The 25466-nt window shown below is 71.3% G+C and carries 22 protein-coding genes; 9 read left to right on the forward strand and 13 right to left on the reverse strand.

Annotated features, from left to right (window positions below):
- Nucleotides 1-348: 348 nt before the first annotated feature.
- Together OG714_RS46250 and OG714_RS46255 are read right to left on the reverse strand one after the other, a co-directional pair.
- Nucleotides 349-903: an ATP-binding protein gene (locus tag OG714_RS46250; RefSeq protein ID WP_406130260.1), complete on the reverse strand. Its 555-nt coding sequence runs from the start codon at nucleotides 901-903 to the stop codon at nucleotides 349-351.
- Between the two features lie 357 nt (nucleotides 904-1260).
- Nucleotides 1261-1584, reverse strand: a complete 324-nt coding sequence (locus tag OG714_RS46255) for a hypothetical protein (RefSeq protein WP_019058105.1) — start codon at nucleotides 1582-1584, stop codon at nucleotides 1261-1263.
- A 373-nt stretch (nucleotides 1585-1957) separates the two neighbouring features.
- Between OG714_RS46255 and OG714_RS46260 the strand changes: the two genes are divergently transcribed.
- Nucleotides 1958-3082, forward strand: coding sequence for a PLP-dependent cysteine synthase family protein (locus OG714_RS46260; RefSeq protein WP_406130262.1), 1125 nt, complete (start codon nucleotides 1958-1960; stop codon nucleotides 3080-3082).
- Between the two features lie 119 nt (nucleotides 3083-3201).
- On the opposite strand, the gene OG714_RS46265 is transcribed toward OG714_RS46260, so the two are convergent.
- Both OG714_RS46265 and OG714_RS46270 read right to left on the reverse strand, forming a co-directional pair.
- Entirely contained in the window at nucleotides 3202-3672 is a 471-nt protein-coding gene (locus OG714_RS46265; protein ID WP_406130263.1) for an SRPBCC family protein, read from the reverse strand.
- 65 nt (nucleotides 3673-3737) lie between these two features.
- Entirely contained in the window at nucleotides 3738-4565 is an 828-nt protein-coding gene (locus OG714_RS46270) for a DeoR/GlpR family DNA-binding transcription regulator (RefSeq protein ID WP_406130265.1), read from the reverse strand.
- A 290-nt stretch (nucleotides 4566-4855) separates the two neighbouring features.
- Here OG714_RS46270 and OG714_RS46275 point away from each other — a divergent pair, with 290 nt between their 5' ends.
- Nucleotides 4856-7198, forward strand: a complete 2343-nt coding sequence (locus tag OG714_RS46275; protein ID WP_406130266.1) for a hypothetical protein — start codon at nucleotides 4856-4858, stop codon at nucleotides 7196-7198.
- Here the strand turns inward: OG714_RS46275 and OG714_RS46280 are convergent.
- From OG714_RS46280 to OG714_RS46295, 4 genes are all read right to left on the reverse strand, one after another.
- Entirely contained in the window at nucleotides 7168-9603 is a 2436-nt protein-coding gene (locus OG714_RS46280; protein WP_406130268.1) for a right-handed parallel beta-helix repeat-containing protein, read from the reverse strand. The two genes, OG714_RS46275 and OG714_RS46280, sit on opposite strands and share 31 nt — an antisense overlap.
- Before the next feature lie 106 nt (nucleotides 9604-9709).
- Nucleotides 9710-10315, reverse strand: coding sequence for a hypothetical protein (locus OG714_RS46285; protein ID WP_406130269.1), 606 nt, complete (start codon nucleotides 10313-10315; stop codon nucleotides 9710-9712).
- Between the two features lie 201 nt (nucleotides 10316-10516).
- Entirely contained in the window at nucleotides 10517-11341 is an 825-nt protein-coding gene (locus OG714_RS46290; RefSeq protein WP_406130271.1) for an MOSC domain-containing protein, read from the reverse strand.
- A 42-nt stretch (nucleotides 11342-11383) separates the two neighbouring features.
- Nucleotides 11384-11821 (reverse strand): DUF6643 family protein, encoded by a 438-nt coding sequence (locus OG714_RS46295; protein ID WP_406130273.1) that lies wholly within the window; start codon nucleotides 11819-11821, stop codon nucleotides 11384-11386.
- Nucleotides 11822-12118: 297 nt separating this feature from the next.
- Between OG714_RS46295 and OG714_RS46300 the strand changes: the two genes are divergently transcribed.
- On the forward strand, nucleotides 12119-13393 hold the full coding sequence (locus tag OG714_RS46300; protein WP_406132170.1) for a TerD family protein: 1275 nt from the start codon (nucleotides 12119-12121) through the stop codon (nucleotides 13391-13393).
- Nucleotides 13394-13397: 4 nt separating this feature from the next.
- Here OG714_RS46300 and OG714_RS46305 read toward each other — a convergent pair whose 3' ends face one another.
- Entirely contained in the window at nucleotides 13398-14564 is a 1167-nt protein-coding gene (locus tag OG714_RS46305; protein ID WP_406132172.1) for a glycosyltransferase, read from the reverse strand.
- Nucleotides 14565-14633: 69 nt separating this feature from the next.
- On the opposite strand from OG714_RS46305, the gene OG714_RS46310 reads away from it, so the two are divergent.
- Together OG714_RS46310 and OG714_RS46315 are read left to right on the forward strand one after the other, a co-directional pair.
- Nucleotides 14634-15419: a glutamate racemase gene (locus tag OG714_RS46310; protein ID WP_406130274.1), complete on the forward strand. Its 786-nt coding sequence runs from the start codon at nucleotides 14634-14636 to the stop codon at nucleotides 15417-15419.
- A 106-nt stretch (nucleotides 15420-15525) separates the two neighbouring features.
- Nucleotides 15526-16071: a hypothetical protein gene (locus OG714_RS46315; protein WP_406130276.1), complete on the forward strand. Its 546-nt coding sequence runs from the start codon at nucleotides 15526-15528 to the stop codon at nucleotides 16069-16071.
- A gap of 15 nt (nucleotides 16072-16086) precedes the next feature.
- On the opposite strand, the gene OG714_RS46320 is transcribed toward OG714_RS46315, so the two are convergent.
- On the reverse strand, nucleotides 16087-17154 hold the full coding sequence (locus tag OG714_RS46320) for an O-antigen ligase family protein (RefSeq protein ID WP_406132173.1): 1068 nt from the start codon (nucleotides 17152-17154) through the stop codon (nucleotides 16087-16089).
- Nucleotides 17155-17390: 236 nt separating this feature from the next.
- Between OG714_RS46320 and lnt the strand changes: the two genes are divergently transcribed.
- The 4 genes from lnt (at nucleotide 17391) to OG714_RS46340 (ending at nucleotide 22443) form a co-directional block, all read left to right on the forward strand.
- The gene (lnt, locus tag OG714_RS46325) at nucleotides 17391-19001 is read left to right on the forward strand and encodes an apolipoprotein N-acyltransferase (protein WP_406130278.1); all 1611 of its coding nucleotides are present in this window, start codon (nucleotides 17391-17393) and stop codon (nucleotides 18999-19001) included.
- Between the two features lie 77 nt (nucleotides 19002-19078).
- The gene (locus OG714_RS46330; protein WP_200682306.1) at nucleotides 19079-19558 is read left to right on the forward strand and encodes an NUDIX domain-containing protein; all 480 of its coding nucleotides are present in this window, start codon (nucleotides 19079-19081) and stop codon (nucleotides 19556-19558) included.
- 54 nt (nucleotides 19559-19612) lie between these two features.
- Nucleotides 19613-20413 carry a 3-hydroxybutyrate dehydrogenase gene (locus OG714_RS46335; RefSeq protein ID WP_406130280.1) on the forward strand — a complete coding sequence of 267 codons (801 nt, stop codon included), beginning with the start codon at nucleotides 19613-19615 and terminating at the stop codon, nucleotides 20411-20413.
- Nucleotides 20414-20490: 77 nt separating this feature from the next.
- Entirely contained in the window at nucleotides 20491-22443 is a 1953-nt protein-coding gene (locus OG714_RS46340; RefSeq protein WP_406130281.1) for a helix-turn-helix domain-containing protein, read from the forward strand.
- A 55-nt stretch (nucleotides 22444-22498) separates the two neighbouring features.
- On the opposite strand, the gene OG714_RS46345 is transcribed toward OG714_RS46340, so the two are convergent.
- The 3 genes from OG714_RS46345 to OG714_RS46355 all read right to left on the reverse strand — a co-directional run bounded on the left by OG714_RS46345 (nucleotide 22499) and on the right by OG714_RS46355 (nucleotide 25301).
- The gene (locus OG714_RS46345; protein WP_406130283.1) at nucleotides 22499-23944 is read right to left on the reverse strand and encodes an MFS transporter; all 1446 of its coding nucleotides are present in this window, start codon (nucleotides 23942-23944) and stop codon (nucleotides 22499-22501) included.
- Nucleotides 23945-24080: 136 nt separating this feature from the next.
- On the reverse strand, nucleotides 24081-24875 hold the full coding sequence (locus OG714_RS46350) for an SDR family NAD(P)-dependent oxidoreductase (protein ID WP_406130285.1): 795 nt from the start codon (nucleotides 24873-24875) through the stop codon (nucleotides 24081-24083).
- A gap of 129 nt (nucleotides 24876-25004) precedes the next feature.
- A complete protein-coding gene (locus OG714_RS46355; RefSeq protein ID WP_406130286.1) occupies nucleotides 25005-25301 on the reverse strand; it encodes a Dabb family protein in 297 nt (98 codons plus the stop codon).
- Nucleotides 25302-25466 lie beyond the last annotated feature (165 nt).

The following is a 25466-nucleotide window of genomic DNA, read 5'->3' on the forward strand; positions in this document are numbered from 1 at the left end:
CTGTCCCCACGCCGACGGCCGAGAGGGAGCCGTAGGGGCGCGCCGGTGTCGAGAGCCCCAGCGCGCGGAGGCCCGAAGGGTCGAGCACGGTGGGGCTCTCGACACCGGCTCCCAGCGCCTCGTAGGCGACCGAACCAAAAGAGGTGCCCGCGTGGGTGAGTTCACAACACCGGTCCGGTATCGCGAGCTTTCACCAAGGTGAGTCGCCATCTGAAGCCAGACCCGGCCGTCCCGCCGTCCACAACACCGGCTAGGGCACCTGTCTTCTCAACACAGGCCAGGGCACGTTTCCTCGACACAGCCCCAGGCACCCAATAGCCACCCCCCCCGCAACGAATCACCGCCCGATCAACCGGCAACGGCGGACCGGGCGGGAGCGTGTTGGGGCCGATGACCGTCGACCGGGTGCTCGACCTCGGTGACGAACCGGTGCGCGGGCTTCTCCGCCGCCGCACGACGCGGCGGACGAGCCGGTGCAGGCGCCGCAGGCGTCGCCGGCGCAGGCGCGGTCAACGTGAACCACACGACCTTCCCGGACTCTCCGTCCGGCCGCACCCCCCAGTTCTCGCTCACGGCGGCGACCATCGCGAGCCCGCGCCCACAAGTGGCCGTAGGGGAGACCTCGTCGATGTCGCCCACGACCGGAAGCCGGGGATCGTGGTCGTGCACCGAGACCATGAGCTGGTCCAGCAGCAGCTCGATCTCGACGACGCACGTCTTGTCGGGCTGGGCATGCCGGTGGACGTTGGTGAGGAGCTCTGTGACACCGAGCGCGGCCCGGTCTATCAGAGGGTCCAGATGCCAGTAGCGCAATTGCGCAGATACGATTCTGCGGACCTGGCCGATCCGCGACGGCAGGGCTTGGAGCTCCACCGTGCAGTGCCTGCTTGGGTGACTGATCACGGCTGCGACTCCCCGACTGAGGTCCGGAAGAACACGGAGTTCGGATCCAGCAGGGTGGTCAAGGAAAGGCCGCCTGCTGTTGTGTCCGGCGGGCTGGTTCGCAGCGTTATCGCCGGTAAACCCAGAGTGACGTGAGACCAGAGTGACTCAGGGGCCGCGGTCCCGCAACTCGCGGCCGGCAACTGCTCTTCAATGGCGCGGAACAGCCGCTGCGCGGCCCGGACGAACCACTCCACGGCGCGGACCGGCCACTCCACCGCATGGCCGCTCCACCCCCACGGACCGGCCATTCCACCGTATGGCCACTCCAGCCCCACGGATCGGCCGCTCCACCGCGCGGAGAACCCGCCGCGAGGTTCAGCCGCCCCGCCCCGCCGCCTTGCGCACGGCCTCGATGAACCGTCGTGCCGCGGGTGGCCCCGGCTGCCCGGGCGCGGGGTCGTGTTCGCCGAGGGTCAGCAGATACCTGTTGCCGTTGAGGTCGGCCAACGCCCGATCCTCAGGGGCGAACCATGGTTTCGACGCACGCACCGCCTGCACCGGCGCGCTGTCGATCTCGCTGCCGTAACTGGTGAGCAACTCCAGCCTGCCGTCATTGATCCGGACCTGTCCGGCCCGGGTGAGCGACCGCAGCCGCTTCCCGATCCGCACGCCCGTGGCCGTGAACTCCGGCTCCGCCATGCTTCCCCGCCCCCTTGGTCCAGGACATCTGGTGATCCAGTGTGCGCCCCCGTTCAGGACGTTCGTCCCGCTCCGGTGCAGTCTGCCCGCCTGGGCCGTCGAGCACCAGTACGTACCGCCCGGTCACGGTGAGTATCCGGAGCACTCGCGCGAGTGCGCCCCCAAGCCCCGCCGACGGCCCGCCCACGGCTCGTCGCAAACCCACCGCAAACCCGAGGCGACTCCGTCGTGAGCCCGCCGAAGCCCTGCCCCAGGTCCGCCTTTGAGCCGCCCAAAGGTGTGTTTATGCAGGTGAGAAGCGTGCGGAAGGTGCCTATGATCGAGGTGTCGGCCGCGCGAGACGCCGTCGGCGCAACGCGTAAGGAGCCCCACCGTGAGCACCACCCCACAGGCCCTGACCGGTGCCACCCTCGACGTCGACCGCAGCGACACCGCCTACCGGAACTGGCTCAAAGAAGCCGTCCGCAAGGTCCAGGCCGACGCCAACCGCTCCGCCGACACACACCTGCTCCGGTTCCCGCTCCCGGAGAAGTGGGGCATCGACCTGTACCTGAAGGACGAGTCGACCCACCCCACCGGCAGCCTCAAACACCGCCTCGCCCGCTCCCTCTTCCTCTACGGCCTCTGCAACGGCTGGATCCGGCCCACCCGCCCGGTGATCGAGGCGTCCAGCGGTTCCACGGCCGTCTCCGAGGCGTACTTCGCCAAACTGATCGGGGTCCCCTTCATCGCGGTCATGCCCCGCACGACCAGCGCCGAGAAGATCCGCCTGATCGAATTCCACGGCGGGCAGTGCCACTTCGTGGACGACCCGCGCAAGATGTACGAGGAGTCGGCCGCCCTCGCGGTGGAGACCGGCGGCCACTACATGGACCAGTTCACCTACGCGGAGCGGGCCACGGACTGGCGCGGCAACAACAACATCGCCGAATCCATCTTCCGCCAGCTGGAGTTGGAGCGCTTCCCGGAACCCGCGTGGATCGTCGCCACGGCCGGCACCGGCGGTACCTCGGCGACCCTCGCGCGCTATGTCCACTACATGCAGCACGACACCCGCGTCTGCGTCGCCGACCCGGAGAACTCCTGTTTCTTCGAGGGCTGGACCACCGGCGATCCGGACGTCACCCGCGACTGCGGCTCCCGTATCGAGGGCATCGGCCGCCCCCGTATGGAACCGAGCTTCGTCCCCGGCGCCATCGACCGCATGATGAAGGTCCCGGACGCGGCCAGCGTCGCCGCCGTGAGAGCCCTGGAACAAGCCATCGGCCGCAAGGCGGGCGGCTCCACCGGCACCGGCCTCTGGAGCGCCCTGAAAATCATCGCCGAGATGGTGTCAACGGGCCAACAGGGCAGCGTGGTAACCCTGTTGTGCGACCCGGGCGACCGCTACCTCGACAAGTACTACTCGGACACGTGGCTGACCGCACAGGGCCTGGACATCACCCCGTACAGCAAGGCGATCACCTCGCTCCTGGCAACGGGAGTCTGGCCAACCTGATCTGAATGAACGCCAGTTGGGCAACTCCAGGGGCGCGGGGCCGTATCGATGTGCGGCTCCGCCGCGTGGGCGCGACCAGCCACAACGGACCCGCGGCCGACACACATCCCAAGGAACCCCTAGCCGGCCAGCCGCCGATCCAGCGCCGTCACCGCATCCTTGAACGCCCTCCCCAACCCGGGCCGCGCCAACCGCAACACCCCCCGAAACACCGCGGCCCCATCCGCGGCGAACGTCCACTGAACCCGAGTCCCACCCCCGACGGGAGTCAACCGCCACTCCTCGACCAACGCCCGAATCCCGGGCGCGTTCGTCACGTCGACGCGATACGCGTACGTCTCCGGCGACTTGGCCACCAACACGGTCTCGTCGAACCGCGTCCCACCCCGCAGCCGAATCTCCCGCCCCGCCCCGTCCCCGGTCGGCCGTGCGGCCGTCACCGCGGAGAACCACTCGCTCCAGCCGGCCACATCCTCGGCGAGCGCACTGAACACGGCGTCGGGCGGCGCGGCGACCTCCCGCGCGAAGACCAGTCGTACGGGCGCGGTCTCGACGAAGTCGATCCCCACCGGACGCAGACGGTGAGCCATGGTCAAACCTCCGCTACGCGACGGCAGTTGGGGTCAGGGAAGGCGTCACCCTAGCTGACGGGGCATCAGATGTCTGCCCCGTCACCGGCTTCGCCCGCCACCATGAGCCGCAGATGCTCGGAGATGTCCGCACGCGCCTCGACCGGCAACCCCGCGTCCGTCACCAACGTGTCGACCTGTTCCAGCGCGGCGAACGAACTCAGGCCCACCGTCCCCCACTTGGTGTGGTCTGCGACGACCACGACCCGCCGTGCGGACTGCACGAGCCGGCGGTTGGTCTCGGCCTCCGCGAGGTTCGGTGTCGACAGGCCGGCCTCGATCGATATGCCGTGCACACCGAGGAACAGCATGTCGAAGTGGAGCGCCGCGATCGCCTGGTCGGCCACCGGTCCCACCAGCGAGTCGGAGGGGGTGCGCACTCCGCCGGTCAGTACGACCGTCGCCGCGCCCTGCCGCTGCCCCGACGTCCGCTGCGCCGCGTGGAACACGTCAGCCACCCGCACCGAGTTGGTGACCACGGTGAGGTCGGGGACCTCAAGGAGATGGTGCGCGAGCGCGTACGTCGTCGTACCGCCCGAGAGCGCGATCGCCGTACCCGGCGCCACCAACTCCGCCGCCGCCCGCGCGATGTCCTCCTTGGCGGTCAGCTCCAGCCCCGACTTCGCCTCGAAGCCCGGCTCGTGCGTGCTCGCCTCGACGACCGGGACCGCTCCGCCGTGCACCTTCTCCAGGACGCCCTGGCGGGCCAGCGCGTCGAGATCGCGGCGGACGGTCATGTCCGACACGCCCAGCTTGCGGGTCAGTTCGTTGACGCGGACGCCACCGCGGCGTCGGACCTCGTCGAGGATCAGGGCGCGCCGCTGCTCCGCGAGGAGGTTCTGATTCTCACTCACGTACGCTCCGGTCCTTTCGCCGCAACCCGTCAGACTGCCCGCGCGCCCGCCCCGACCAGGAGATTCTTCCCGGCTGCGGTGCGCGGACGCCCCAATACTCGCACGCCCCCGCAAGCCCCGCGCCACCGCCTGTCCCGACGCGCACATGTCATTCGGTCATCATCCGTCCCTCGCGTGTCATACCGATCGGGGGAGATTCGGTGACGGGGCGTGTGCGACGCGTCGGAAAGGACGATCCTGGTGTGCACACGGACACAGACAGACAGTGCGTCACGGGGGATGTGCGAACAGTGGAGCGTGTACAGGAACACGCCGTCACGAGCGAGGCGAAGAGCCTGGCCGGACGGCCCGATCAGACCGAACCCGCCCTGGAACTCCTGGTCCACGGAGTCGGAGGCACCACACCCGAGGAGATGCTCGGCGATCCACGCACGGTGCGGATCACCGGCGACGACACGGCGGCCGTCTTCCGGCGCGCCGCCGACGTCGACGCCGAGTCCCGGCCCGCCGACCAGCGCACCGGACCGATCCGCGAGGCCTACGTCTGGTGCAACCTCACCTCGGGCAACGGCACGCGCGCCCTGTGGCTGTTGCTGCTGCCCTTCATGGTCGTCAACCTCGCGCACTGGATGCGCCCCACCGCCCGCGGCCGGCAACGGACGGTGCGTTTCTACGGCCTGCTGGTGCGGCTCGCCGGACTGACCCTGACCGTGCTGCTCGTCGCGGCCGCCTGCGAGGTCGCCCTCGACCTGGCCGCCTGGCAGTGCGCCGGCACGCGCGCGTGCGCCGAACGGCACACATGGCTGGGCTTCCTGTCGCCCGCGATGTCGCACGACAGCTGGTGGAGCCGCCCCGGCCGCCGTCTCGCGCTCGCCGCCCTGGTGCCGAGCGCGCTCACCGTCCTCCTCTGGTACCTCTCCCGCCGCACCTGGAGCGAGTACGAGTCGCAGCAGCCGATGTCCCGCCGACCCGAGCCCGACGACGAGACCGGCCACAGCGCTCTGGGCCGCCCCGGCTTCTGGTACGGCCGCCGCCTGGTGGCCCGACTGCGCGCCGCCCACACGGCGGCCGGCCTCCTGACGGTCGCCGCGGCCGTCACCGTCACGGCGGCCCGCTTCGACCGCGGGCCCGACGGCTCCGACCCGCTGGCCGGTCTCGGCGTACTCCTGGAGATCGCGCTCGCCGGCCTCGCGTTCGTCGTGGTCTACGTAGTGTGCCGTCGCGGCCGCAGCGAGAACCGTCTCGACCAGGCCCTCGACCGCCGTCTCGTACGACGCCTGCCGCTCGGCGCGCTCCTGCTGCTCGCCCTCGCCCTGCTGTACGCCGGCTGGTCGCGCCCCGGGTGGCAGTCGTCCGGGCGGCTGCCCGGAGACACCGCCTTCGGCGGAATCGCCCTGGTCCAGGGCCTGTTGGTGGTCGCCCTCGCTGTCGTCGCCCACCTGCTCTACCGCACCCACCCCGACCCGCGTTCCGCGATGCACGGCCTCGGCGGACCGGCCGTGGCGATGCTGGCCTGCGCCCTGGGCGGCGTGATGTCCGGCGGGGTCTCCCAGCGGGTCTCCGACTGGCTGGACGGCACCGGAACGTCCATCGCGGGCCCGCCCGTCCTGCTCACCTGGCAGGCCTCGGTGATCCCGACCCTGCTCGTCGTCGTCCTCGTCCTGTGCGCCGCACTCGGCCACCGCACCTGGCGGCTGCGCCGCAGCGAACTGGCCGCGGTGGCGGACGACTACCCGGGCGAGCGGAAGGACCGGGCGCGCACCGCCCGGATCGCGAGCACGCGCGCGATGGCCGCGCTCACCGACCGCGGCCCCCTCCTCGCCGCCGTCGTCTCCACCGCGACCCTGCTGCTGGGCGCCGGAGCGCTCGTCGGCGCCTTCACCACCAACCGGACACCGGAACGGGCCGGGGAGGAGGGCCACGCCTTCGTGCACGGCGCCGCCCAGACCTCACAGGGCCTCGGCTCCTGGCTGATCGGGCTCGGCTTCATACTCTTCGTCACCTGGGGCAGGCGCGCCTACAAGGACGCCTCCGCGCGGCGCACCATCGGCATCCTGTGGGACGTCGGCACGTTCTGGCCGCGCGCCGCCCACCCCTTCGCCCCGCCCTGCTACGCCGAGCGCGCGGTGCCCGACCTGACCTGGCGGATCGCCACCTGGACCCGCGCCACCGGCGGCCGCCTAGTCCTCTCGGGCCACTCCCAGGGCAGCGTCCTCGCCGCAGCCGCGGCCTGGCAACTCAAGCCCGCCCAGCGCAAACGCGTCGCCCTGCTCACCTACGGCTCACCCCTGGAGCGTCTCTACGGCCGCTGGTTCCCGGCCCACTTCGGACCGGCCGCGCTCAGCCGGCTGCACCGCGAGGTCGACTGCTGGCGCAATCTGTACCGGCTCACCGACCCCATCGGCGGCCCGGTGCGCGTGTCCGGCGACTGCGGCCCGGAGGTCGACCACGAACCACCCCTCAAGGACCCACTGGAGTACGGCCGTACGGCACGGCATCCGCTGCCCGCGCCGATCCTCGGCCACTCCGACTACCAGGCCGACCCGGTGTTCGCCGAGGAGCGCGAGCGGCTGCTGGCCCGGCTGCGGCCCGAGGTGCCGCCTCAGGGCAGCTCGGGCAGGTCGTCCGCGTAGAGCAGGGTCAGGTCGTCCGTGCTCGGCTCCTCGAACTGGGCGACCCGGCTCGCGTGCCGCTCCACCATCGCCTCGAAGGTCTGCCGCGCGGTACGGCCGTTGCCGAACGCGGCGCCCTTCGGGATCGCCGTGAAGTACTTCGTCAGCCCCTCGGGCGCGCCCTCGGCCAGCCGGTACTCGTGCTCCTCGGCCTGCTGCTCGACGATCCTGAGCAGTTCCTCGGCGTTGTAGTCGCTGAAGGTGATGGTCCGTGAGAAACGGGACGCCACACCGGGGTTGACGGACAGGAACCGCTCCATCTCCGCCGTGTAGCCCGCGACGATCACCACGACCGCGTCGCGGTGGTCCTCCATCAGCTTCACGAGCGTGTCGATGGCTTCTTTACCGAAGTCGCGTCCCGAGTCCTCCGGAGAGAGGGCGTACGCCTCGTCGATGAACAGGACTCCGCCGCGCGCCTTGTCGAAGGCCTCCTGGGTGCGGATCGCGGTGGAACCGATGTGCTCGCCGACCAGGTCGACCCGGGACACCTCGACGAGATGCCCCTTCTCCAGGACCCCGAGCGAGGCGAGGATCTCGCCGTAGAGCCGCGCGACCGTCGTCTTGCCGGTGCCGGGGGAGCCGGTGAAGACCAGGTGCCGTTTGACGGAAGCAGCCTTGAGGCCGGCCTGCTGGCGGCGGCGGCCCACCTCGATCATGTCGGTGAGCGCGCGCACCTCGCGCTTGACGCTGTCCAGGCCGACCAGCGCGTCGAGTTCACCGAGGACGGCCTTGGAGGAGCGGGACTCCTTCTCCGCGTCCGTCGCGGTGATCAGCGGGTTCTGCTCGGCCGTGCGCTGGCCGGGGATCGCGCCCAGCACGCTGGTCGACTGGCTCGCCGTCTCCACGGCCGTCTCGTGGGCGGTGGGCGGCTTGAGGCCGCTTTCGTCGCTCGCGCAGTCCTCGACGACCGGGCCCGTGCCGGGCGCCGCGTCCGGACCGGCGTCCGCGAACTCGTAACCGCCGCGCGCGCACCGCTCAGTACGGCACTTCTTCAGCGTCGTACGGCAGCCGTCGATCACATGGAAGCCGTAGCCGCCGCTGCCCGTCACACGGCAGCCGAGGAAGGTGCCACGGCCGCCCGCGGAGACGTAGAAGCCCGCCTCGGCGGGGGAGTCGACCGTGCAGCGCTCGATGGTGGGGTCGGCGCCCTTGGTGACGATCACGCCGGTCTGGGTGGCGTCCACCGTGCAGTTGTTCAGGGTGCCGCCGCTGCCGTGGTCGCGGAACCACGCGCCCGTGGCCGCGTCCCGGATCCGGCAGTCGTCGAGCTGCGCGGTGGCACCGTCGCTCACCGACACGGCCGTGTTGCGGACCTGGGAGATGTCGCTGTCGACAACGTCCGCGCGCGAGCCGCGGTCGAGCACGAACAGCGCGTCCGGTACGTCGTGCACCCGGCACGAGTCCAGGACCACGGTCGCGCCGTCGCTGACCCACACCGCCGGATAGTCGCCCGTGCTGTCGAAGATCTCGCACTGGTTGGCGTCCACGCGCGTGCCCGGGTCCCACACCGACAGTCCGTTACGCCCGAACTGACGCACCGTCGTCCGGGTCAGCGTCAGCACCGAACGGGAACGCAGGTCCACCGCGTTCTCCGGGATGTCGTGGATGCGGCAGTCGGCCAGCGTCAGCACCGCGTCCGTGTCGAGCGTGACGCCGTCCGCAGTCGTACGGTGCACATCGCAGTCGGTGAGGTGCGCGGTGGCCCGGCCGGTGATCTGGACGCCGCTGCCCCGCGTCTCGTAGACCTCACAACCCACCGCCTCCAGCGCGGAGTTCTCACCCGTCACGGACAGACCCACCCCCGACGCGTGGTGGATACGGCAGCGCTCCAGACGCGGGTGGCCGCCGCCGCGGACCGCGACGCCCGCCTGCCCGGCCGAGACGACCTCGCACTCCTCGAACACCCCGCCACCGCCGTCGAGTACGGCGATCCCGATGCCGGCCGGGTTGTCGACGGTGCAGCGCCGCACGGTGGGGCGGGCACCGCCGCGCACCTCGATGCCGGACGCGGAGCGTGTGACGATGCGAAGGTCCGTCAACTCCGGTGCGCCGTCCTCGACAAGGAGCGCGGGCGCGGCCGAGTCCTGGCCCTCCACATGCAGGTCCTGGACCACGGCGGAGGCGCGGACGGTCAGCGGCACGCCGTCCAGGGGCGCGATGCGCACCGAGCCGGGCGAACCCTCGGGGCCGCGCAGGGTCACCGACCGCTGCACGACGAGGTTCTCCCGGTAGGTGCCGGGAGCGACGGTGAGGACGTCCCCCTCGGCCGCGGCCTCCAGAGCGGCGGCGAGCGACGCGTACTCACCTGTGCGGCGCCGCCACCTCGATGTACCGGTGTGCGTCACCTGGACCGTGCCCTGTGCCATGGCGCTGCTGTGCCCCCACCTCGTGGTACGCGGGTTGATGCCGAAGCCTTCGCCGGTCCACCGTAGCGTGCGTGCGGGCGGTGGGTTGACCAGAGTTGGAAGGCTGTCAGCTGCCGGTGCCGGTCCTGCCCCAGTCCGGGCCCGCCCGCTCCCACGCCCGGTCCCAACGGGCGTACCTGCGGCGGACCATGCGCCACAGCACGATCCGTCTGCCGCTGTCGACGAGCCCTGCGGTCAGCAGCGCCGCGCCGAGCCCGGCGAGCACGGCGTGCGTCGTCGCCGTGGCCGAGTCCAGCGGGCGGGCCACTATGTGTCCGCGCTGGTCCGTCCAGAGCCTGAAGTGGTCGCCCGCGTGCGGGGTGTTGAGGCTCGCCATCACCGTGCCGTGGTGGGCGCTGCCGTCCGGGGCGGTCCAGTCGGCGAGGACCTTGCTGCGGATGTCCCGCGCGGTGGACGAGTCGGGGTCGGGGTCGAGCTCGGCCCCCTTCAGCTTCTTGACCACCGTCGCCGTCACGGCGTGCCGGACCGCGCGCTGCTCCCGGACCGACCGCTGCAGGGTGTCCTGCGCGACCGCGCCGACGAGCGAACCGATCACGGGTGCGGCGACCAGGACCAGCAGCAGGACCACGAGAGCCAGCCAGGCCTCGACCAGATCGGTCGCGCGACGCAGCGGATTGCGCCGCCAACGCCACAGACCCCTGATTGCTCCCACCGTCCCGCACCCCCTTCCCGCTCCGTGATAACTCCAGGCGTGGCCGTTCACCCAAGAGCCCCGGCAAAGAGAGAGCGAAATCACCTCTCGCCGGGCCTCTCATGAACTTCTCACGGGATCTCAACGACCGGGCCCACGGGGAGGGTTCCCGCCTCACGGGCTCTTCGGCGGAACCTCGCGCGCTCATCGGCACAACTCCGCCTACGCGAGAAAGCGGACCGGATCTCCGACGCGGATCGTGCCGGTCGAGCGGGGCACCAGGGTTTGCCCGAAGACGAGTCTGCCGCCGATACGGCGGTGCCGGGCGAGGGTGCGCAGGGGCTCCTTGCCGCGCTCGCCGGTGCCCTGGTCGGTGGTGGTCACGACGCAGCGCCCGCACTTCTTCGCGACACGGAAGGAGACCTCGCCGATCACGACGTCCGACCAGTCGTCCTCGGCCCAGGCGGCGGTGCCCGCGACGACCACATTGGGCCGGAACCGGTTCATGGGCAGCGGGCCCTCGGCCGGGTGATCCCCTTGCGCGACAAGGGAGTTGAGGGCGTCGAGGGAGGCCTCGGAGGTCAGCAGCAGCGGATAACCGTCGGCGAAACTGACGGTCTCGCCGGGAAGCGCGTAGTCCGGGTCGACGGGTCTGCGCGTGGCGGGATCGTCCATGTGGACGAGACGCACCCCGAAGCCCAGATAGTCGCTGCACCAGATGTGCGCGGCGTCCCGCCCCGGGACCGCGTCGACCTTGGTACCGAAGATCTCCATCGCCACGGTGGTGACCGGCTCCGGAACGGACACGGTCAGCGGGTCACGGCCGGGCGCGGACAGACGAACACCGCCGCCGGGCAGAAGCTCGGCGGCGGCCAGTGCGAGACGCGGGTGCTCGCGTTGCGTGACGACCTTTCCCCCGTCGTCGATCAGCACCCAGCGTCGGTCACCGGCCAGCCCCCAAGGCTCCACGAGAGCCTCCCGGGGCGAGAAGCCCCGGAGGGCCTTGACCGGATGAACGTGGATCGACCGCAGCTCCGCATTCCCCATCGCTCCATCGTGCCAGTCGGCACCGACAACGCAGGGTGCGGATCAGTACCCGCGGTACTGCTGCTGGTTGTTGTACGGGTCCTGCTGGTACGGCGCCGGGGCCGGGCGGGGAGCCGCCGGACGCATCGCCTCGTAGCCGGCCGGAGCCGCCATCGGACGCGGCTGCTGTTGCTGCTGCCCGGGGTAACCGCGCGGCGGGGCCTGCTGCGGGATGTAGGCGGCGGGCGCCTGCTGCAACGGGGAGGGCTGCTGCGCCTGCGGATAGCCGCCGTAGGAAGCCTGCGACGGACCCGCCGGGAGGGCGGGCAGTGCCGACGGCAGCGCCGGCAGGTTGCTCCCCGGCATGTCGTAGGCGGCGGGGACCCGGATCGGGGCGATCTGCGGGGTACCCCGCTCGGCCACGAGGGAGTCGTAGATCGGGGTGTCCGGGAAGGAGGCGGAGTAGTAGCCGCCGCCATAAGTGGAGCGGGGGGAGGTCATGGCACATAAGTTAAGCCCACGATGTGCTGGTTGGGGAGACCGATTAGAGGGTTGTTTTCCGTGTCGGCAGTGGCATGGGATCCCCAATGCGAGCGAACTTGCCAAAAAAGGGCATCAACCCGTGTTCGGATCGGGTAAAAGCCTAGTTCCCGGCGGGTTACCAGCGGTTGGCCGACGGTGTTGCAGCGCCCCTCATGGGCGTTTGCCGCCCCGGGGAATAGGTTGTGCGGGTAGACACCCGATGGGCTGCCGGGGCGTGTCCTGGCACGGTGACACGTGATGGGGGCAGACATGTCGATGCCGAAGGGATCGAATGTTCCGGTGCCGACGACGGCACTGCGCGTCGAATTGGGCTGGCGGTCCGGACCGGGCGTCCCGGACGCGGACGCCTCGGCCCTGCTGCTGGTCGACGGGAAGGTCCGCTCCGACAGGGACTTCGTCTTCTACAACCAGCCCACGCACTCCTCCGGCGCGGTCCGCCACGAGGGCAAGGGCAACGTCGGCGGACGGTTGACCGACACCCTGGTCGTCGACCTCGCGCGCGTGGAGCCCGCCCTTGACCGCATCGTCCTCGCCGCCTCGGCGGACGGCGGTTCGTTCGGCCAGGTCCCCGACCTGTACATCGAGGTCCGGGACGCCGTACAGAACACCGTGGTCGCCCGCTTCGACAGCGCGGGCGCGACAGTCGAGACCGCCTTCGTGCTCGGCGAGTTCTACCGCCGCCAAGGAGCCTGGAAGTTCCGGGCCGTCGGCCAGGGCTACGACAGCGGGCTCCAAGGCCTGGCGACCGACTTCGGCATCACCGTGGACGAGCCGCAGCAGGCGGCACCAGCCGTCACCATGCCACCGCCCTCCGGGCCGCCGGTGAACCTGGCGCCGCCGATGCCCGCGGCTCCGCCCGCCGGCCCGCCCGCGCCGCCTCCGACCACCCCCGTCCGGCTGTCGAAGGTCACGCTCACCAAGGCCGCCCCCTCGGTCTCGCTGACCAAGCAGGGCGGCACCTCGGGTGCCCTGCGCGTGAACCTCAACTGGGAGGTGCGCAAGCAGTTCTCGGGCTGGGGCAGCAAACGCGGCCGGGCGGTCGCGATGCACGCGGACCTCGACCTCGACCTGTGCGCCCTGTACGAACTCGCCGACGGCCGCAAGGGCGTCGTCCAGGCCCTCGGCAACGCCTACGGCTCCCTGCAACGGCCCCCGTACATCCATCTCGACGGCGACGACCGCACCGGCGCGTCGACGAGCGGTGAGAACCTCACCGTGAACCTCGACCACATCAAGGACTTCCGGCGCATCCTCGTCTTCGTGACCATCTACGAAGGCGCGCGTTCCTTCGCCGACCTGCACGCCACGGTCACCCTCCAGCCGCAGCACGGTGCCGCGATCGACTTCTCGCTCGACGAGTGCACGGTGCCCTCCACGGTGTGCGCGCTCGCGCTGATCACCAACACCGGGGGCGATCTCGTCGTCCAGCGCGAGGCCCGCTACCTCGTCCCCGACCGCGGGGTGAGCCCGCAGCGGACCGTGGACCGCATCTACGGGTGGGGCATGAACTGGACCCCAGGTCGCAAGTGAGCCTTCAGCTCTCGTCGCCGACGACGGCGTCGGGACGCGCGTACGTGCGGCCCTTCCAGGCCGCACCGCGTCCCCTGTAGTGCTGCACAGCGGAATCGACGGTCATCAGGAGGTACAGGAACGCGGTGAACGGCAGCAGGGGAGCGAGCCACAGCGACTGCCCGTAGTAGCGGAGCATCGGGACGTACGTCCCCGTCATCACCAGCCATGCGAGACCCCCGAGGACCGCGGTCGCCGTACTCCCGACCGCCAGACCGGTGAACAGGGTCACCGGCGGCACCAGATACACCAGTGCCAGGCCGACGACGGTACCCAGGAGGAGGAGCGGGTTGTGCCGCAGTTGCGCGTACGCGCTGCGCGAGACCATCCGCCACAGGTCGTGCAGCCGGGGATACGGGCGCACGCTGTCCACCCGCTCCGCGAGCCCCAGCCAGATGTGCCCGCCACCGCCCTTGACGGCCCGCGCGAGTGCCACGTCGTCGATCACCGCCTGCCGGATCGCGTCCGGGATCCGCGCCCGCTCGGCGGTGTCGGTGCGCAGCAGGACACAGCCGCCCGCTGCGGCCGCCGTACGTGCCGACGGCTTGCCGATCCGGCGGAACGGATACAGCTGCGCGAAGAAGTAGACGAACGCCGGCACCACGAGCCGCTCCCACAGGCTCTCCACGCGCAGCCGGGCCATCAGCGACACGGCGTCGAACCCGCCGGTGCGGGCCGCCGCCACCAACTCCCGCAGGCTGTCCGGGGCATGGGCGATGTCCGCGTCCGTCAGCAGCAGGTACTCGGGGTCACGCGCGCGTGCCAGACCGATCCCGTGCCGTACGGCCCACAGCTTGCCCGTCCAGCCGGCGGGCGGTTCGCCGGGGGAGCCCACGGTGAGCGGCAGCCCGCCGTGCCGGGACGCCAGCTCGTGGGCCAGTTCCCCGGTGCCGTCCGAACTGCCGTCGTCGACAAGGAAGATCTCCGCCCGCCCGGGATAGTCCTGGGCGAGGAGCGAGGGCAGACTCTCGGGCAGTACGGCGGCTTCGTCGCGGGCCGGGACGACCACACAGACCGACGGCCAGTCGTCCGGGTCGGTACGGGCCGGGAGTCTGATGTCCGTGCGCCAGAAGAAGCCCTGACACAACAGCAGCCACAGCCAGGCGGCGAGTGATCCGGCGGCGATCCACACGATGGCGCTCACGGGCGCAGTCTGCCCCACGGCAGCGGGTCCACCGAGGCCATCGTCTATCGTGGCCGGGTGAAGATCGCGCTGATGGACTCCGGAATCGGCCTTCTGGCGGCCACCGCGGCGGTACGGCGGGTGCGCCCCGACGCGGATCTCGTGCTCTCCCTGGACCCCGCCGGCATGCCCTGGGGACCGAGGACACCGGAAGACGTCACGGGGCGCGCGCTGGACGTCGCCGAGGCCGCCGCCGCGCACCGGCCCGACGCCCTGATCATCGGCTGCAACACCGCGACCGTGCATGCCCTCACGGCCCTGCGTGACCGCCTGGAGCCCGGCATCCCGGTCATCGGCACGGTCCCGGCGATCAAGCCGGCCGCGGCCGGTGGCACGCCCTTCGCGATCTGGGCGACGCCCGCCACCACCGGCAGCCCCTACCAGCGCGGCCTCATCAAGGACTTCGCCGACGGCGTGCCGGTCACCGAGGTCCCGTGCTGGGGACTGGCCGAGGCCGTGGAACACGGGGACGAGCCGGCCATCGACGCCGCCGTCGCCGCGGCCGCCGAGCTGACCCCCGACGATGTAACGACCGTCGTCCTGGGCTGCACTCATTACGAACTGGTCGCCGAACGCATCCGCGCCGCCGTGCAGCGCCCCGACCGCCCGCCGCTCGTCCTGCACGGTTCCGCCGACGCGGTGGCCGCCCAGGCGCTGCGCCGGATCGGTGAGAAGCCTGCCCCCGAGGCGCTGCCCGACGGCACCGTGACGGTGCTCCTGAACGGCCGTGAGGGCGCGCTGCCCGCCGCCGCGTCGGTCTACGCCGAGGGCCGGCTCCTGCGGGCCGTCACCCCCGCCCACTGACCACAGGCGACGCACCGGACGCTGTGCGTCCACCATGTCGCCCCACAAAACGGTCACCCTCCGCAACGCCGTACCCGCGCAGCGAAACCTGAGTAGTCTCGTAGGCATGAGGGACCACCCCCGCGACGAAACCTTCCCGCAGACCGAGATCTGGACCGGTAGCGCCACCAACCGGTTCCAGTGGCTGCTGGCGCTCGCCGGTGCCGCCTGCATGGCGCTCGGCATCGAGCTGGCCGTGGACTCCGTCTGGACGTCCGGCATCGCCCCGCTCGCCATGTCCGTCGTCGGGTGCATCGCGGCCGGACTGCTCATGCTGTTCGGCACGCTCGCCTTCGTGCACGTCGGCCTGAAGGTGGACACGGAGTGCCTCGAAGTGCGCTGCGGCCACATCGGTCTGCCGCGCCGCCGCATCCTCCTCGCGAGTGTCGCGGGCGCCGAATTCGCCCCGCACGTCACCCCGCGCCAGTGGGGCGGCTGGGGCTACCGCTGGCGGCCCGAGAAGGGCACCGCGGTCGTCGTACGGCGTGGTGAGGGCATCGTCCTGCGGCTGTGGGACGGGCACACGTTCACGATCACCGTGGACAACGCGGAGGCGGCCGTACGGATCATCACGGACCGGCTGGCGCCGCCCAAGCCCGGCGCGGTGCTCTGACGCGTTCCTCGCCCGTCACGGGGCCAGGCGGTCGCCACGCGCGTGTGCGTCGAGTGCGGTGTGTGAGGGGTCGTCGGCGATCGGGTGGGCCGTGGCCAGCCCGGCCAGGAAACCGGCGCCGACCGACACCGACGTGAAGCTCAGCGCGTCGCCGACCGAGGCGACGATCGCGAGCCCCGTCAGCGCGGCGGCCGCGGAGAGCGCGATCGGGGTGGAGCGCGTGGTGCGCCACAGCGCGTGGAGCAGCCAGACGTAGGTCGCGGCCAGCAGGAGCACTCCGACGATTCCCTGCTCGGCCGCCAACTGAAGCGGCGCCGAGTGCGGCTTGCCGTCCGGCAGCAGGGCCTCGGCCGCCGCGCTGCTCAGTTCCCCGAAGCGTCCGGGGCCCACCCCCAGGGCCGGGTCCCGGTGAGCCATGTGCAGGGCGTCCTGCCACAGCTGGATCCGGTGCGGGGTCAACTGGCCCTCCAGGGACGCGGTCAGCCCGTCCGGGAGCACGTTTCCGGCGACGGCCCAGGTCGCGCCGGTCACCAGTGCCGTCGCCAGGCCCAGGCCCGCGATGCCCAGACCTCGGTGCCGCATCCGGCCGGCGGCGAGCGAGCACAGCAGTACCGCCGTGCACAGGACGAATCCCGCGAGCGAGCCCAGGACGCCCGCGGTGACCGTGATCCCGGCCGCCAGCAGCCGCAGCGCGAGCCGCAGGGCCGGTGCCGAGGCGGCCCAGGCGGAGCAGCACGCGGAACCCACGGCCAGGGTCAGCAGGGCCGCGGTCGCACCGGCGTGGCCCAGCGGTACGGCGAACTGGGGGCCCGGCGCGAGATGTGGTTCGGCCAGCGCCACACCGAGCCCGGCCAGCGCCCCCGCACAGGGCGCGGCGACCGGCACCAGCGCCCCGGAGATGCGCCCCGACGCGTAACCGGCGGCGACCGCGAGGACCGCGAGCAGCACGCCCTCGGGGCGGCCGTCGTGCATGGCGGCGGTGATCAGCGACCATGCGGCACATGATCCGAGCACCGTGATGCCCGCCGCATCCGAAACGTTTCGTCTTTCACCTTCGGCGTCCGGACCGGTCGCCGACGCCATCCCCGTGGAACCCACCCCGCCGCCCCCTGAACCGGGCCGCCCCCGACCCGTGACCGGCCCCGCCCGTCCTGGCCTGGACCGACCGCACGACAGGGGCTCCGGCACACCGTAACGGCTGATGACCGATTTGTGGACGAGTTGCGCAGGAACGATGCTGCTGCGGCCCTGCTCAGTGCCCTGCGCTGCCATCCGGACCGTGCTGTCGGCGCCGAGGCCGACCGCCGTACACTCCCGGAGTGACCGTCACCGCAACTTCCGTGGACGAGTCGGACCAGCTGGAGCCACAGGCCGCGCCCGCATCGCGCCTCGCCCGCCTCGTCCGTCTGGTCCCGGCCGCCGTAGCCGCGCTCTCCGGAGTGCTGCTCTACGTCAGTTTCCCGCCGCGCACCCTGTGGTGGCTGGCGCTGCCCGCCTTCGCCTGTTTCGGGTGGGTGCTGCGCGGCCGCAGCTGGAAGGCGGGCCTCGGGCTGGGCTATCTCTTCGGCCTCGGGTTCCTGCTGCCGCTGCTCGTGTGGACCGGTGTGGAGGTCGGCCCCGGGCCCTGGATCGCCCTGGTGGTGGTCGAGGCGATCTTCGTCGCGCTGGTCGGCGCGGCCATCACCGCGGTGTCGAAGCTGCCCGCCTGGCCGCTGTGGGCGGCGGCGCTGTGGATCGCCGGCGAGGCGGTACGCGCGCGTGTGCCCTTCCACGGCTTCCCCTGGGGCAAGATCGCGTTCGGCCAGGCGGACGGCGTCTTCCTGCCGCTCGCCGCGGTGGGCGGTACCCCGGTCCTCGGTTTCGCGGTCGTCCTGTGCGGCTTCGGCCTGTACGAGATCGTGCGCCTGGCCCTGGAGAGCCGCCGCACCCGTGTCGTACGGCGATCCGCGGCGACCGTCGCCCTGCTGAGCGTGGCTCTACCGGTGGTCGGCGCGGTGGCCGCGCGGTCCCTGGTCAGCGACAAGGCCGAGGACGGCACCACGACGGTCGCGGTCATCCAGGGCAACGTCCCGCGCGCGGGACTGGAGTTCAACGCCCAGCGGCGTGCGGTGCTCGACTACCACGTCAAGGAGACACTGCGGCTGGCCGCGGAGGTCAAGGCGGGCAAGGCCGCCAAGCCCGACGTGGTCCTGTGGCCGGAGAACTCCTCCGACGTCGACCCCTTCGCCGACGCCCAGGCGTACGCCGACATCGACGCGGCGGCCAAGGCGATCGGCGCGCCCATCTCGGTCGGCGGTGTCGTCGAACGGGGCGGCAAGCTCTACAACGAGCAGATCCTCTGGGACCCGGTGAAGGGCCCGACCGACACCTACGACAAGCGGCAGATCCAGCCCTTCGGTGAGTACCTCCCGATGCGCTCGCTGCTCGGGGCGATCAACAAGAACTGGACCAGCATGGTCCGCCAGGACTTCAGCCGCGGCACCAAGCCGGGCGTGTTCACCATGAACGGCGCCAAGATCGGCCTGGTCACCTGCTACGAGGCCGCCTTCGACTGGGCCGTGCGCTCCGAGGTCACCGACGGCGCCCAGCTGATCTCCGTGCCCAGCAACAACGCGACCTTCGACCGCAGCGAGATGACCTACCAGCAGCTCGCCATGTCCCGGGTCCGCGCGGTCGAACACAGCCGTACCGTCACCGTCCCGGTGACCAGCGGTGTCAGCGCGATCATCATGCCGGACGGGAAGATCACCCAGAAGACCGGCATGTTCGTGGCCGACTCCCTGGTCCAGAAGGTGCCGCTGCGCTCCTCGGAGACCCCGGCCACGAAGCTCGGCATCCTGCCCGAGATGGCGCTGGTGCTCATCGCCGCGGCCGGCCTCGGCTGGGCGGTCGCCGCCGGTGTGCGCGGGCGGCGCGCGGCCGACGTGTAGCCGTACGCCTGCTGTACGCCCGCCGTGCGCACGGCAGTTCGTGGAGTAGCCATGGATCGTCCCGTTAGGGTCGGTGCATGGCTACTCCTGATTTCATCCGTACGATCCGGGCCTCCGCGGGGCACCAACTGCTCTGGCTTCCCGGGGTCAGCGCCGTCGTCTTCGACGACGCGGGTCGCATCCTGCTGGGCAAGCGGGCGGACAACCACGAGTGGGCGCTGCCCTCCGGCATTCCCGAGCCCGGTGAGCAGCCCGCGGTCTGCGCGGTGCGCGAGGTGTTCGAGGAGACGGCCGTCGAGTGCGTCGCGGAGCGGGTCGTCATGGTGAAGGCCGGGGGACCGATCAGTTATCCCAACGGTGACGCCTGCCAGTTCATGGACATCACGTTGCAGTGCCGGGCGGTGGGCGGGGAAGCGGCCGTGAACGACGACGAGTCGCTGGAGGTCGGCTGGTTCGAGCTGGACGCGCTGCCCGAGCTGAGCGATCACCAGCTGTTCCGGATCAAGCAGACCCTGGCTGATGCACCCACATGGTTTGACACTACGAGTTCTGACTGAAGTATGTGCTCGGCCCCTATGTGGCGGGGCGGGAGCGCTGTCTAGGCTCCCCACATGACCGTGCCCAACACCCTCCCGGGACCCCACGCGAGCCTCCTCGACCTCAGCGGCCGCACCGCCCTGGTCACCGGTGCGGCCGGCGGTATCGGCCGTGCCTGCACGCTGCGGCTGGCGGCCGCCGGGGCGAAGGTCAGAGCGGTCGACAGGGACGCCCCGGGACTGACGGAGCTGGCCGAGCTGGCGCGGGACCTCGCGGGCACCGTCGAGCCGCACGTCCTCGACCTCACCGACCTGGACGCCGCCGAGCACGCCGCCGCCGGTACGGACGTCCTGGTGAACAACGCGGGGCTGCAACTGGTGCGCCCCATCGAGGAGTTCCCGCCCGACGTCTTCCACACGGTGCTCACCGTGATGCTGGAGGCGCCCTTCCGACTCATCCGCGGAGCCCTGCCCCATATGTACGGGCAGGGCTGGGGGCGGATCGTCAATGTGTCCTCCGTCCACGGGCTGCGCGCCTCCGCCTTCAAGTCCGCGTATGTGGCCGCCAAACACGGTCTGGAGGGGCTCTCCAAGACCGCCGCCCTGGAAGGCGCACCCCATGGCGTCACCTCGAACTGTGTGAACCCCGCCTATGTGCGCACCCCCCTCGTCGAGCGACAGCTCACCGACCAGGCGCAGGCGCACGGCATCCCCGAGGAGCGCGTGCTGACCGAGGTGCTCCTCCAGGACAGCGCGGTCAAGCGGCTCATCGAACCGGAGGAGGTCGCGGAGGCCGTCGCCTATCTGTGCGGCCCGCACGCGTCCTTCGTCACCGGCACCTCGCTGGTGCTGGACGGCGGGTGGACCGCGCACTGAAGCACCTGGTACGCACGCGATTTTCGAGTTGTCCACAGGCCTGACCGGCCGGCCCGGCGATGGGGAATCCTGTGAGCATGTCCAGCGATCACGTGCAGTCCGCCGAGCGCTCCGCCACCGTCACCGGTGCCGCAGCGCGACCGAGCAGTGCCGAGACGCCGTTCCTCGAGCTGCTGGCCCGGGGTGCCTCCGCCGACGCCTATGAGCAGCCGGTGCTGCTCGCCCGCGCCGACGGTAGACCGGCCGAGGCGATCGCCGGACTCGAACACGCCAAGGTGCTCGCGCTGCGCGTGCGTTCGGAGCTGGAGGGGCGCCGACGGCGCGAGGCCGAGCTGTCCGCGCTCTTCGAGACGGCCCACGACCTCGCCGGACTGCGCGACCTGGACGCCGTGTTGCAGGCGATCGTCCAGCGCGCCCGCTCGCTGCTCGGCACCGACATCGCCTACCTCAGCCTCAACGACCCGGCCAGGGGCGACACTTACATGCGGGTGACCGAGGGGTCGGTCGCGGCCCGCTTCCAGCAACTGCGGCTCGGCATGGGGGAGGGGCTCGGCGGACTCGTGGCCCAGACGGCACGGCCGTACGTCACCGACGACTACTTCAAGGACGACCGTTTCCAGCACACCCTCACCATCGACTCCGGGGTGCGGGACGAGGGGCTGGTGGCGATCCTCGGGGTGCCCTTGATGCTCGGGCACCGGGTCATCGGGGTGCTGTTCGCGGCGGACCGGCGGGCGCGGGTCTTCGAGCGGGAACAGATCGCGCTGCTGGGCTCGTTCGCCGCGCTCGCCGCGGCCGCCATCGACACCGCGAACCTGCTCACCGAGACCCGCTCGGCCCTCGCCGGCCTGGAGCGCGCTAACGAGATCATCCAGGACCGCAGCGGAGTCATCGAGCGCGCCTCCGACGTCCACGACCGGCTCGCCGAACTCGTCCTGCGCGGCGGCGGGGTCCACGACGTCGCCGCCGCGGTCTCCCAAGTCCTCGACGGAGTCGTCGAGTTCACCGAGACCGACGCCACACCCACGAAAGCGCTGGAGGCGTCCCGCACCGAGGGGCACGCGGTGCGGCACCGGGACGACTGGATCGCCGCCGTGGCCGCAGGCGGCGAACTGCTCGGCGCGCTCGTGCTGCGCGGACACCCCGGCCTCGACCCCGTCGACCAGCGCACCCTGGAGCGCGCCGCCATGGTCACCTCCCTGCTGCTGCTCGCCCGACGGTCGGCCGCCGAGGCCGAACAGCGCGTGCGCGGCGAGTTGTTGGACGACCTGCTCGACGCCCGGGACCGTGACCCGCGCCTGCTGCGGGAGCGGGCGTCCAGACTGGACGCCGACCTGGACGCCACCCATGTCGTCCTCGCCGCCCGGCTCGACGGCACGGCAGCCGACGCCGAGCAGGAGGCCGCCGCCCGCAGACGCCTGTGGTCCGCCGCCTCGCACCTCGCCGGTACCCGGCACGGACTGGCCGCCGCCCGCGACGGCGGCACGGTTCTGCTGCTGCCCCTCGGCCCCGGCGACACCGCCACGGACCTGGCCCGGCGCACCGCCGCCCACCTCGGAGCGGCGGTCCACGAAACGGTCACCGTCGGTGCCTCCGCACCCGTCGAGAACCCCGCCGGCCGGCCCGACGCCGTGGTCGCCGCCTACGAGGAAGGGCGCCGCTGCCTCGACGCCCTGCGGTTGCTGGGCAGGACCGGAGACGGTGCCGCCGCCGAGGACTTCGGCTTCCTCGGACTGCTCCTCGCCGGGGACCGGGACGTCGGAGGCTTCGTCGAGCGGACCATCGGACAGCTCGTGCGCTACGACGAGCGGCGCGGCACGGATCTGCTGCGCACCCTCGACGCCTACTTCGCCTGCGGCATGAGCCCGGCCCGGACGAAGGACGACCTGCACGTCCACGTCAACACCGTCGCCCAGCGGCTGGAGCGCGTGGGCCGGCTCCTCGGCGAGGACTGGCAGGAACCGGGACGAGTCCTGGAGATCCAACTCGCCCTGAGACTAAGGCGGTTGGCGGATCCGGTGCGGCGGTGACCCTCGTAGGCGCGGGGCGTACGAGGGCCCGTGGGGCGTGGGCCGTTCGTGCGGATCAGGCGGTGCGGGCGTCCGCCGTGCCCGCGGTGTCCGTGGCGGGCGGTGCGTCCGCCGTGTCCGTCGCCGCGGCGGTCGCGGGCCGGTCGCCGGTGGTGGACTCGATCTCGGTCAGGTCGCGGTGCCGGGTCTCCTTGGCCACGCCCACCGCGATCAGCGTCAGGACCACCGCCCCGATCACATACAGGGCGATCGGGGTCGAGCTGTCGTAGTCGGCCAGCAGGGCGGTGGCGATCAGCGGGGCCGGGGCACCCGCCGCGACCGAGGCGAACTGGGCGCCGATGGAAGCCCCGGAGTAGCGCATCCGGGTCGCGAACATCTCGGAGAAGAAGGCGGCCTGGGGTGCGTACATCGCGCCGTGCAGGATCAGGCCGACGGTCACGGCGAGGACCAGGTCGCCGAAGCCCCCGGTGTCGATCAGCGCGAAGAACGGGAACATCCACAGCCCGATGCCCACCGCACCCAGCAGATACACGGGCCGGCGCCCGATCCGGTCCGACAGCGCGCCCCAGGCCGGGATGACGGCGAAGTGCACGGCGGAGGCGATCAGTACGGAGTTCAGCGCCGTCTGCCGGGAGACACCGGCCGAGGTGGTGGCGTAGACGAGGATGAAGGCGGTGATCACGTAGTAGCTGATGTTCTCCGCCATGCGTGCGCCCATCGCGACGAGGATGTCGCGCCAGTGGTGGCGCAGCACGGCGACGAGCGGGAGTTGCTCGGGCTCGGTGCTGCGGGATGTTGTCCGGGCGGCGGTCTTGCGGGCCTCCGCCTGTGCCAACGCCTTCTGGAACACCGGGGATTCATCGACAGAGAGACGAATCCACAGACCGACGGCGACCAGGACACCGGAGAGCAGGAACGGGATGCGCCAGCCCCAGCTGCCGAAGGCCTCGTCGGAGAGGACGGCGGTGAGCAGGGAGAGCACTCCCGTCGCGAGCAACTGCCCCGCGGGTGCGCCGGTTTGGGGCCATGACGCCCAGAATCCGCGCCGGCGTGCGTCCCCGTGCTCCGAGACGAGCAGTACGGCTCCGCCCCACTCGCCGCCGAGTGCGAAGCCCTGCACCAGGCGCAGCGCGGTGAGCAGGACCGGCGCCGCCGCCCCCACGGTCGCGTGGGTCGGCAGCAGCCCGATCGCGAAGGTCGCCCCGCCCATCAGCAACAGGCTGAGCACCAGCAGTTTCTTGCGGCCGAGCCGGTCGCCGTAGTGCCCGAAGACGAGGGCGCCGAGCGGACGGGCCGCGAAACCCACGGCGTAGGTCAGGAAGGAGAGCAGGGTGCCGACGAGCGGGTCGGAGCCCGGGAAGAACAGCTTGTTGAAGACGAGCGCGGCCGCGGAGCCGTAGAGGAAGAAGTCGTACCACTCGATGGTGGTGCCGATGAGGCTGGCGGCGACGATTCGTTTGAGGCTGGCGGGGGGTGGGGGAGCGGTGAGTGCGGAGGCCATGTGCGCCACTTCCTTGTGTGCCGTGGGGACGGGTACGTGATGGCACACGGTAGGAAGGGGCACGTCAGCGGCACATGTGGTGGGACACCATAGTTCTGGGCGGTGAAGTGCGTGCGGCGACTATGAGTTGAGGGTGTCAGGGCAGGATCGAGTCGATGTATCCGCCGTCGACGCGGAGGGCTCCGCCCGTGGTGGCCGAAGCCTGGTCGGAGCTGAGGTAGACGACCATGTGGGCGATCTCCTCGGGCTCGATCAGCCGTTGCAGGAGCGACTGCGGCCGGTGCTTGCGCATGAACTCGCGCTGGGCCTCTTCCCAGGGCAGGTCGCGGTCGACGAGTTCGTAGACGAAGTCCTCGACGCCGCCGGTGTGGGTGGGTCCGGCGATGACCGAGTTGACCGTCACCCCGGTGCCCGCCGCCTGCTTCGCGAAGCCGCGGCCGACGGCGAGGAGCGCGGTCTTGGACATGCCGTAGTGGATCATCTCGGCCGGGATGACGACCGCCGAGTCGCTGGCGATGTACTGGATCCGGCCCCAGCCGCGGTCCGTCATGCCGGGCAGGTACAGGCGGGTCAGCCGTACGGCGGCCAGCACGTTCACCTCGAAATAGCGCCGCCACTCCTCGTCGGTGATCTCCAGCGGGTCGGCGGAGCCGAAGATGCCCAGGTTGTTGACGAGGATGTCCACCTCCGGCAGCGCCTCCAGGGCGCGCTGTGCGCCCTCCTCGTTCGACACGTCGGCCGTCACGGGCACGAAGGCCGCACCGGGCACCTCCGCCGCCAGCCGTGCGACGCCCTCCGCGACGCGCTGTTCGTTCCGGCCGTTCACCCCCACCCGGGCGCCGGAGCGCGCGAGCCCGGCGGCGATCGCCGCGCCGATGCCCTGCGTCGAGCCCGTCACCAGGGCGGTGCGTCCCGTCAGATCGATCTGCATGTGGAACCAGTCCCCTTGTGCGTCTGTCCGTCCTGCGGAGCCGGTGGGTCTGCGGTCAGCCTGGCGGCAGGGCGATCCACCCGCCACTCCGGCCGACGTGGAAGGGCGCGGCCTGTCATGCCCGAGCCCCTAGACGTGGATGTCGACGACCACCCACGAAGCGTGGTGCATCCAGTGCGCGATCGCGGCCAGGTGCGAGGGGTGGTTGAAGTACCGCTGGAAGGCGGCGGTGTCGTCGAAGAGGCTGTTCAGGGCGAAGTCGTACGAGACAGGTGTCTCACCGAACACGTGCCAGCCGACCTCCCACTGCCGGATCTCGGGGATCTCCTGGTTGAGTCTCTTCACGAGTTCGAATCCCTCCGTGACCTCGGGGGATTCGCGCGTGAGACCTTCGTTGAGCTTGAAGAGGACGATGTTCCGGATCATTTCCGCTCCTCGTGCCATGTCGAAGTGCCCTGCCGAATTCGGCGAACGTTGACGGCTACGGGGCGTCCGACGACTTGGTTCACGGCGGGGGCGTCGACCCGGGCAGCTCACCCCGCGACGCGCCGACAAGCCCCTCGGGGCTTTCGGCCGGCCACGGCAGGATGG

This window comes from Streptomyces sp. NBC_00989 (assembly GCF_045162655.1).
Classification (GTDB): domain Bacteria; phylum Actinomycetota; class Actinomycetes; order Streptomycetales; family Streptomycetaceae; genus Streptomyces.

Coding starts and splice junctions, on each gene's coding strand:
- OG714_RS46255 (WP_019058105.1), bottom strand. CDS start 1,584: ATGGCGGAGCCGGAGTTCACGGCCACGGGCGTGCGGATCGGGAAGCGG.
- OG714_RS46265 (WP_406130263.1), bottom strand. CDS start 3,672: ATGGCTCACCGTCTGCGTCCGGTGGGGATCGACTTCGTCGAGACCGCG.
- OG714_RS46280 (WP_406130268.1), bottom strand. CDS start 9,603: ATGGCACAGGGCACGGTCCAGGTGACGCACACCGGTACATCGAGGTGG.
- OG714_RS46290 (WP_406130271.1), bottom strand. CDS start 11,341: ATGGGGAATGCGGAGCTGCGGTCGATCCACGTTCATCCGGTCAAGGCC.
- OG714_RS46295 (WP_406130273.1), bottom strand. CDS start 11,821: ATGACCTCCCCCCGCTCCACTTATGGCGGCGGCTACTACTCCGCCTCC.
- OG714_RS46300 (WP_406132170.1), top strand. CDS start 12,119: ATGCCGAAGGGATCGAATGTTCCGGTGCCGACGACGGCACTGCGCGTC.
- OG714_RS46315 (WP_406130276.1), top strand. CDS start 15,526: ATGAGGGACCACCCCCGCGACGAAACCTTCCCGCAGACCGAGATCTGG.
- OG714_RS46320 (WP_406132173.1), bottom strand. CDS start 17,154: ATGGCGTCGGCGACCGGTCCGGACGCCGAAGGTGAAAGACGAAACGTT.
- OG714_RS46330 (WP_200682306.1), top strand. CDS start 19,079: ATGGCTACTCCTGATTTCATCCGTACGATCCGGGCCTCCGCGGGGCAC.
- OG714_RS46335 (WP_406130280.1), top strand. CDS start 19,613: ATGACCGTGCCCAACACCCTCCCGGGACCCCACGCGAGCCTCCTCGAC.
- OG714_RS46340 (WP_406130281.1), top strand. CDS start 20,491: ATGTCCAGCGATCACGTGCAGTCCGCCGAGCGCTCCGCCACCGTCACC.
- OG714_RS46345 (WP_406130283.1), bottom strand. CDS start 23,944: ATGGCCTCCGCACTCACCGCTCCCCCACCCCCCGCCAGCCTCAAACGA.
- OG714_RS46350 (WP_406130285.1), bottom strand. CDS start 24,875: ATGCAGATCGATCTGACGGGACGCACCGCCCTGGTGACGGGCTCGACG.
- OG714_RS46355 (WP_406130286.1), bottom strand. CDS start 25,301: ATGATCCGGAACATCGTCCTCTTCAAGCTCAACGAAGGTCTCACGCGC.